Raw genomic sequence first — 6,482 nt, 5'->3', positions numbered from 1 at the left:
TTGATTCAATTGTTAAAGAGCGGTGGGTTGAGCCTTTCGTCTCAACCGAGGCGCGCATTCTACAGCAGCGCCAGTTACTGTCAAGCGGTTATTTTCTGAAGCTTTCAAAGTTTCCTCTGCAACTTCAACCACTTGCGCTTCGATCAACTTCACGTTGCTCGTGAGCGGGAGGCGAATTCTACAGGATTAATGTACGCCGTCAACCACCGATGAAAATCTTTTTTCGACCGCTTCAAGACTCGCTAATGCTGCTATCTATAAGAAGCAGTTTCCCGCCCATCCTCACAACGATCATCACATTGGTGAGCCACAAGGCGTTGACCGGCACATGGTTGGCGTTCTCCTTTTGCAGGAAGGCCGGCATGGTCTTGTCCCTCGCCGTGGTGAAGAGGATTTCAGCACAGAGCAGCGCCCATGACAGCAACGCGCCCAACAGCGAGATCGCCAAACCAACGCTGATCAACAGCGCCCCCCCCCAATGACCGACGATATGCTCCATAACCGTCGCCAGTGACGGGTTCTGCAGCTCCACCCGGGGATTGCCCATCCGATCAATACCGCGCCGACATCGGCTTTCTCCGCCATATTCTGTGGCAGGGAAAAGACCCCGCCGCCGATCATCGATCCCACCACCAAGGCAATCAACGCTTGCAAGCGGAGTTTTTGCGTCGGCCGTGACATTTTTTGCGCCTCACTTTACTCGTGAAAATTCGCCTAGATGGCTTTAACCATCGCACAAAGCGTAATAGCGACGACACAGTAACGCCAGGCAATAACTCCTTATAACAGATCGCAATTAAACCAAGTGACCAAATAGCAATTTCATCAGTAACTGCTGACACCAAACTCAGCCCCCAGAACAAAAATTAAAATTTGCCAAACCCCAGAAACCAACTAGCGTCAAATCAGTAGTTATTCCTGCCTGCCTGTCTGCCTGTCTGTCTGCCTGTCTGCCTGTCTGCCTGTCTGCCTGCTTTAAGTATTCACAGCGACAAGATTATTAGAGAACGGTCTAACTTCAAAAACTCTTTAGTAAACAACGAAATATAGACACGAATTGAACCCACGTAACTGGCCAACGAAACTAAGTGTTGTCTCTCTTCCCGGCAATGGAGTGATGCAATGCCTGAATCCCCCGGAAAACTGAAACTCGGCGCTCTGGTTGCACTGGTCGTCGGCTCAATGATCGGTGGCGGGATTTTTTCCCTGCCGCAAAACATGGCGGCCAGTGCTGACGTCGGAGCCGTGTTGATCGGGTGGGCCATTACGGCCGTCGGCATGCTGACCCTGGCCTTCGTTTTCCAGACCTTGGCCAATCGCAAGCCGGACCTGAACGGCGGCGTCTACGCTTACGCCAAGGCGGGTTTCGGCGACTACATGGGTTTTTCGTCTGCCTGGGGTTACTGGATCAGCGCCTGGCTAGGCAATGTCGGCTACTTTGTTCTGCTGTTCAGCACCCTGGGTTATTTCTTCCCGATCTTTGGTGAAGGCAATACCGTGGCGGCGATAATCGGTGCGTCGGTGCTGCTCTGGGCCGTGCACTTTCTGGTGCTGCGCGGGATCAAGGAAGCAGCATTCATCAACCTGGTGACTACGGTCGCCAAGATCGTGCCGCTGTTGCTGTTCGTCCTGATTGCTATCTTCGCCTTCAAACTGGATATTTTCACCGCCGATATCTGGGGTCTTAAAAACCCGGATCTAGGCAGTGTGATGAACCAGGTGCGCAACATGATGCTTGTCACCGTCTGGGTGTTCATTGGCATCGAAGGTGCGAGCATCTTCTCGGCCCGGGCGGAAAAACGCAGCGACGTGGGTAAAGCCACTGTCATCGGCTTCATCACCGTGCTGCTGTTCCTGGTGTTGGTGAATGTACTGTCGCTGGGGATCATGACTCAGCCAGAACTGGCCAAGCTGCAGAACCCGTCGATGGCAGCAGTACTGAAACACGTGGTCGGCGAGTGGGGGGGCGGTGCTGATCAGTGTCGGTCTAATCATCTCGTTGCTGGGAGCGCTGCTGTCATGGGTACTCCTGTGTGCGGAAATCATGTTCGCCGCCGCCAGTGACCACACCATGCCGGCTTTCTTGCGCAAGGAAAATGCCAACCACGTGCCGGTCAACGCCTTGTGGCTGACCAACGCAATGGTGCAACTTTTCCTGATTATCACGCTGTTCTCGGCCAGTACATACCTGTCGCTGATCTACCTCGCCACCTCGATGATTCTGGTGCCGTACCTGTGGTCGGCGGCCTACGCCCTGCTGCTGGCGGTGCGCGGCGAGAGCTACGAAAACGCCCTGGCCGAACGCAGGAAAGACCTGTTCATCGGCGGCATTGCGGTGATCTATGCGATCTGGCTTCTCTACGCTGGCGGCGTTAAATACCTGCTGCTCTCCGCCCTGCTCTACGCCCCCGGCGTCGTCCTGTTTGCCAAGGCCAAGCTTGAAGTCAACACACCGGTTTTCACCAACGTCGAGAAGCTGATTTTCGCAGCAGTTGTCGTGGGCGCCGTGGTCGCGGCCTACGGGCTGTATGACGGCTTCCTGACCCTGTAACTCCTAAGTGTTTTGTCATCTGGAGGATCACTGTAATGACCACTGAAAAAGTTAAGTACGGCGTCCATTCCGAAGCCGGCAAACTCCGTAAAGTCCTGGTTTGCTCCCCAGGTCTGGCTCACCAGCGGCTGACCCCGAACAACTGTGACGAACTGCTATTCGACGATGTGCTGTGGGTCGCCCAGGCCAAGCGCGACCATTTCGACTTCGTCACCAAAATGCGTGAGCGCAACGTCGACGTGCTGGAAATGCACAACCTGCTTACCGATATCGTCGCCACCCCGGAAGCCTTGGACTGGATTCTGGAGCGCAAGATTACCGCCAACTCGGTTGGACTGGGGCTGATAAACGAAACCAATTCCTGGCTGCGCAGCCTTGAGCCGCGCAAGATCGCCGAATTCCTGATTGGCGGTGTGTCTGCCGATGACCTGCCGACCAGTTTCGGTGGTAAGACTATTGAGATGTTCCGCGATTTCCTCGGCCACTCCAGCTTCATCCTGCCGCCGCTGCCCAATACCCAGTTCACACGCGACACCACCTGCTGGATCTACGGTGGCGTGACGCTTAACCCGATGTACTGGCCAGCACGCCGTCAGGAAACCCTGCTGGCGACTGCCATTTACAAGTTCCATCCGAAGTTCACCGACGCCGACTTCCAGATATGGTATGGCGATCCGGATCAGGAGCATGGCAGTTCCACCCTGGAAGGTGGTGACGTGATGCCGATCGGTAACGGTGTGGTCTTGATCGGTATGGGCGAACGCTCATCCCGTCAGGCTATCGGCCAACTTGCAGTTAGTTTGTTCAAACACAAAGCAGTCGAGAAAGTGATTGTCGCCGGCCTGCCGAAATCCCGTGCGGCGATGCACCTGGACACTGTGTTCAGTTTCTGCGACCGCGATGTGGTGACTATTTTCCCGGAAGTCGTGAGCCAGATCGTCGCCTTCACCCTTCACCCTGACGAAAGCAAACCGGGTGGCATCGACATCCGTCGCGAAGAGACCAACTTCCTCGACACCGTAGCCAAAGCCCTCAACCTCAAGGCGCTGCGCGTCGTCGAAACCGGCGGCAACAGCTTCGCCGCCGAACGCGAGCAATGGGATGACGGCAACAACGTGGTCGCTGTGGAACCCGGCGTGGTGATCGGTTACGACCGCAACACCTACACCAATACGCTGCTACGCAAGGCCGGTGTGGAAGTCATCACCATCAGTGCCGGCGAACTGGGTCGTGGCAGAGGCGGCGGTCACTGCATGACGTGCCCGATCATTCGCGACCCTATCGACTATTAATTTGCCCACATCGGCCTGGGCTTATAAAGCGCAGGCGTTGGAACAACCGACACCCAAGGAGATCCAAAATGGCCTTTAATATTCACAACCGTAATTTGCTGAGCCTGGAGCACCACACCCCTCGGGAATTACGTTATCTGCTGGATTTGTCTCGCGATCTCAAACGCGCCAAGTACACCGGCACCGAGCAGCAGCACCTCAAAGGAAACAATATCGCGCTGATCTTCGAAAAAACCTCGACCCGGACCCGTTGCGCTTTCGAAGTTGCAGCGTATGACCAAGGCGCCAATGTCACCTACATCGACCCGAACTCTTCGCAGATCGGCCACAAGGAAAGCATGAAGGACACCGCCCGCGTATTGGGTCGCATGTACGACGCCATCGAATACCGTGGCTTCAAGCAGGAAATCGTCGAAGAACTTGCCAAATTTGCCGGTGTGCCAGTGTTCAACGGACTGACCGATGAATACCACCCGACACAAATGATTGCCGATGTACTGACGATGCGTGAAAACGCGGACAAGCCGATTCATGAGATCAGTTACGCCTATTTAGGCGACGCCCGTAACAATATGGGCAACTCGCTGCTGCTGGTCGGCGCCAAGCTCGGCATGGACGTACGCATCGCCGCGCCAAAAGCCTTGTGGCCGGCAGACGACCTGGTCGCTCGCTGCAAAAAATACGCAGAGGAAAGCGGTGCTCGCCTCACCCTGACCGAAGACCCTAAAGCCGCCGTCAAAGGCGTGGACTTCATTCACACTGATGTCTGGGTTTCGATGGGAGAACCCGTAGAAGCCTGGGCTGAACGCATCAAGCAACTATTGCCATACCAGGTCAACGCGCAACTGATGAAAGCCACCGATAATCCGCGCACCAAGTTCATGCACTGTCTGCCAGCGTTTCACAACAGCGACACCAAAATCGGCAAACAGATCGCAGAGCAATACCCGGAGCTGAGCAATGGCATTGAAGTCACCGACGACGTGTTCGAGTCGCCAGCCTGCATCGCCTTCGAGCAAGCGGAAAACCGTATGCACACGATCAAAGCGATTCTGGTGTCGACTTTGGCTGACATGTAACAACTGACGCGGTGATCATCCCACGCTCTGCGTCACATGGGGGGGACCGCGGGAACGATCATCGTGTTGTTAACAACCTTTTTGAAAGGAGTGCATTATGCGTATCGTCGTTGCTCTGGGCGGCAACGCCCTGCTCCGCCGTGGTGAACCCATGACCTCGGACAATCAGCGCGCCAACATCCGGATCGCCACCGAACAGATCGCCAAGGTTCATCCTGGCAATCAACTGGTAATTGCCCATGGCAATGGTCCGCAGGTCGGCCTGCTGTCGCTGCAGGCGGCAGCCTACACGTCGGTTTCGCCTTACCCGCTGGACGTGCTTGGTGCCGAAACCGAAGGCATGATCGGCTATATCATCGAACAGGAACTGGGCAACCTGCTGGACTTCGAAGTGCCCTTTGCCACCCTGCTCACTCAGGTCGAAGTCGATGCCGATGACCCGGCGTTCCAGAACCCCACCAAACCCATCGGCCCAGTCTACGCAAAGGCTGAAGCGGAAAAACTTGCGGCCGAAAAAGGCTGGGCGATTGCCCCGGATGGTGACAAGTACCGCCGTGTAGTTGCCAGTCCAAGACCCAAACGTATTTTTGAAATTCGCCCGATCAAGTGGCTGCTGGAAAAAGACAGTATTGTCATTTGCGCGGGTGGTGGCGGTATCCCGACGATGTACAGCGCCAGCGGCAAACTGCAGGGCGTCGAAGCGGTAATCGATAAAGATCTGTGCTCGGCGCTGCTGGCTGAACAGCTGGAAAGCGATCTGCTGGTGATCGCCACCGATGTCAATGCCGCCTACATCGATTTCGGCAAACCAACCCAGAAAGCCATAGCTCAGGCCCACCCCGACGAAATTGAAAAACTCGGCTTTGCGGCAGGCTCCATGGGACCGAAGGTCCAGGCCGCCTGCGAGTTCGCCCGCCACACCGGTAACGCCGCAGTGATCGGCTCCCTATCAGACATCGAGGCCATCGTTCAGGGCACGGCTGGCACCCGTATCAGCATCGAGAAACCTGGCATTACTTATTTATGAGGAGAGCCGAAAATGGCAACGTTCGACCCCGGACATCTGCACTTCGAGCGCCACGCGCTGAATAAGAACGACGTCAGCTACAACCTGCAACTCGGCTATGAAGTGCTCAATGATCCGCAGGAAGGCAAAGGGATACAGTTCACATTGCAGGGTTCGATCGAGGGTAAAGATATGAAGGAAACGTTCTTCCTTCCCAAGGATCAAGCCTACAACTTTGCCAGGAATGTAACGAAAATTCTTGAAAAGTACGGTATTCCCAAAACGCATAGCAGCATTGGGTCAAATCACAAGTTCTACGACTTGATGTTCGAAGACATGAGGGTGCAGCTGGATATGAAATCGGGCGACCCGGTCAAACCAGAGCATCTGGAGTAACCCGTTTTTCCATGAAAGCTGAGCTTGGGGGAGTAGGCAGGAGGCAACGTTTGGTGAGTTCAATAGCCTGCTCGCCTACAGCGAACTACCGGTGAAGGTCGGACTGACTATCTGTCTTGAGTTGTTTTCTGCCAGTCCAGGCCACGATGCGTCCTGAT

Annotated in this window: 4 protein-coding genes and 2 pseudogenes; 5 read left to right on the top strand and 1 reads right to left on the bottom strand. The window is 55.2% G+C overall.

Annotated elements, in window-relative coordinates:
- Positions 1-289: 289 nt before the first annotated feature.
- Positions 290-526 (bottom strand): annotated as a pseudogene (locus tag ACP7E4_RS02900) (amino acid permease); the annotation flags it as partial.
- A gap of 596 nt (positions 527-1,122) precedes the next feature.
- Between ACP7E4_RS02900 and arcD the strand changes: the two are divergent.
- The 5 genes and pseudogenes from arcD to ACP7E4_RS02875 all read left to right on the top strand — a co-directional run bounded on the left by arcD (position 1,123) and on the right by ACP7E4_RS02875 (position 6,324).
- A pseudogene (gene arcD, locus ACP7E4_RS02895) lies at positions 1,123-2,551 on the top strand (arginine-ornithine antiporter).
- 35 nt (positions 2,552-2,586) lie between these two features.
- A complete protein-coding gene (gene arcA / locus ACP7E4_RS02890) occupies positions 2,587-3,843 on the top strand; it encodes an arginine deiminase (protein ID WP_426111465.1) in 1,257 nt (418 codons plus the stop codon).
- Positions 3,844-3,911: 68 nt separating this feature from the next.
- Positions 3,912-4,922: an ornithine carbamoyltransferase gene (locus tag ACP7E4_RS02885; RefSeq protein ID WP_426111463.1), complete on the top strand. Its 1,011-nt coding sequence runs from the start codon at positions 3,912-3,914 to the stop codon at positions 4,920-4,922.
- A 97-nt stretch (positions 4,923-5,019) separates the two neighbouring features.
- Positions 5,020-5,949 (top strand): carbamate kinase, encoded by a 930-nt coding sequence (gene arcC, locus ACP7E4_RS02880; protein ID WP_426111461.1) that lies wholly within the window; start codon positions 5,020-5,022, stop codon positions 5,947-5,949.
- 12 nt (positions 5,950-5,961) lie between these two features.
- Positions 5,962-6,324 carry a DUF5064 family protein gene (locus tag ACP7E4_RS02875; protein WP_426111459.1) on the top strand — a complete coding sequence of 121 codons (363 nt, stop codon included), beginning with the start codon at positions 5,962-5,964 and terminating at the stop codon, positions 6,322-6,324.
- Positions 6,325-6,482: the final 158 nt, after the last annotated feature.

It is taken from the genome of Pseudomonas sp. DSP3-2-3 (genome assembly GCF_049898225.1).
Taxonomy (GTDB): Bacteria; Pseudomonadota; Gammaproteobacteria; order Pseudomonadales; family Pseudomonadaceae; genus Aquipseudomonas.
This window is presented reverse-complemented; position numbering and strand designations above follow the sequence as displayed.

Excerpts from the sequence above, each read along its gene's own strand:
- arcA (WP_426111465.1), top strand. The coding sequence starts at position 2,587 with ATGACCACTGAAAAAGTTAAGTACGGCGTCCATTCCGAAGCCGGCAAA.
- ACP7E4_RS02885 (WP_426111463.1), top strand. The coding sequence starts at position 3,912 with ATGGCCTTTAATATTCACAACCGTAATTTGCTGAGCCTGGAGCACCAC.
- arcC (WP_426111461.1), top strand. The coding sequence starts at position 5,020 with ATGCGTATCGTCGTTGCTCTGGGCGGCAACGCCCTGCTCCGCCGTGGT.
- ACP7E4_RS02875 (WP_426111459.1), top strand. The coding sequence starts at position 5,962 with ATGGCAACGTTCGACCCCGGACATCTGCACTTCGAGCGCCACGCGCTG.